Annotated in this window: 1 pseudogene; it reads right to left on the bottom strand. The window is 48.7% G+C overall.

What is annotated here, in order from left to right:
• A pseudogene (locus A3766_RS28655) lies at window positions 1–993 on the bottom strand (type I restriction endonuclease subunit R); the annotation flags it as partial.

Genomic DNA, 993 nt, shown 5'->3' with positions numbered 1-993 from the left:
AAACGATAGTGGCTGAGCTGGACATTTGATAGATCAATGTCGCCATCTTCGATGACCGCTTCCCTTAACATGGGTTGCAGGTTGCGCGCATACAAGCTGAGCCTTTCTAGCTCTTTATCGTCGTAGTCTACGATCTGAGACATGAACTCGTAGAACCGTACGAAGGTACCCAAGTCCTTTTTGAATATTTCCAGCTCATCTTTCGCTTGCTTGCACTCTTTAAAGCTATTCTCGGCGTTAGCAATCAATACAGCATCGTCCGTTCGCTTTGTGCGCTCAAACATATCCTTGGCCTCTTTAAATGCCTCTACCGCCAACTGGTAGCGCTTCTGCCAGCGATCCACCGCTGGCTTACAGATATTGGCAATAGCAGCATTACTTTTGCTCTTCACAAAGAAGGCATCGCAGAACTGCTCTACTTCGCTCCAGAGGAATATACCGGCTGCTTTTAACTTATCGGATAGATCAAAAATCAAATCCGGATCGGATACATCGGCCAGTTCTGCTGTTTGGAAGTAAGGCTGGAAAGCTCCCAATATATCTTCAGGGTCATTAAAGAAGTCCAGCACGTAAGTGCCACACTCAGCCTTACCGGGGAAGGTGCGGTTTAAGCGCGACAGCGTTTGCACACACTCTACCCCGCCCAGTTTTTTGTCGACATACATGGCGCATAACTTGGGCTGGTCAAAACCGGTCTGGAATTTATTCGCCACGATCATCACCTGATAATCGTCACTGTCAAAGGCTTTGCGCATATCACGGCCTTTCAGGCCGGGGTTCATACTGGTTTCGGTAAACTTCTCGCCGATTAACGCCTCAGCATTAGGATCTCTATCGGTGAACTCCAGCTCACCCGAGAACGCCACCATGGCCTGAATCTTCTGATAGCCTTTTTCGGTGATGTACTTATCAAACGCCAGCTTGTAACGCACCGCTTCTTTACGAGAGCTGGTCACCACCATCGCTTTGGCCTGGCCACCTAATAAGCCCATG

This window comes from Oleiphilus sp. HI0132 (genome assembly GCF_001635845.1).
Note: the sequence above shows the minus strand (reverse complement) of the source record. Positions and strands in the feature narration are given on the sequence as shown.